The sequence below is a fragment of the Limnospira sp. PMC 1279.21 genome, from assembly GCF_032349615.1.
GTDB lineage: Bacteria > Cyanobacteriota > Cyanobacteriia > Cyanobacteriales > Microcoleaceae > Limnospira > Limnospira fusiformis.
Map to the genome: position 1 here is coordinate 1 of NZ_JARPLU010000463.1, position 780 is coordinate 780.

Annotated in this window: 1 pseudogene; it reads right to left on the reverse strand. The window is 51.3% G+C overall.

Annotated elements, in window-relative coordinates:
* Positions 1-695: pseudogene (locus P5683_RS25445) on the reverse strand (IS1634-like element ISAtsp2 family transposase); the annotation flags it as partial.
* Between the last annotated feature and the right edge of the window lie 85 nt (positions 696-780).

Genomic DNA, 780 nt, shown 5'->3' on the forward strand with positions numbered 1-780 from the left:
TAAAAGGCGGCATCCATCACAACGATACCGTCGCTAGTCCATTGGTCACCAAACGCCTTGAGCACCTCTGCAAACTGCTGAGTGTCCTGTTCATTGCCACTGGCCAACTGCAACCATAGCGGCACGCCACCGTCGGCGGCACAGACTAGAGTCATCAAAAACTGTTTCAAATCTGGACGATGGTCTCGGGAATAGCCTCGACACAGCCGAATTGGGCTGGGTTCTGCTGATGTCTCACCGGGGGGAGCTGACTCAAGTCCTACCTCGGATTTCCCCTTCGAGCACCGCTGATACTTCCCTTCTACTGAGATCGAGGTGGCATCGAGATGACGCTGTTGAATATCAATTCCAAATCGTTCCACAGCCTGGAGCGCCACCTGGAGAAAAAATGATGTCGTCCCTTCTGCGTAGAGTTCATCCAACACTCGACCTAAGCGGTCGTCATTCAAGTGACGAGCCTCTACCCCTTCCCCGAGCAGATGAGACACCGCTTTACTCTCAAAAAACTCGCTGAATAAATACAACGGTGCACTGAGAAAGCCTAGGGCGTTCAAAATCATGGCTTTAACCACTTGTCCGGCACTCACATGCTCCAAGCTATGAGGTTCAATCCGCTTATCCGTCAACTCGACCAGGCCAAGTTCGTCAATCACTCCAGCCACTAAACCCAGATGGTCTAAATTTTTAATCTGCATCGCCAGAGCCTACCGCTCGAAGGAACCCTTTCTAGCCTAGACTAGCACCATATCTTTTATTCCCTGTCAACCTGCGGAATGTAGG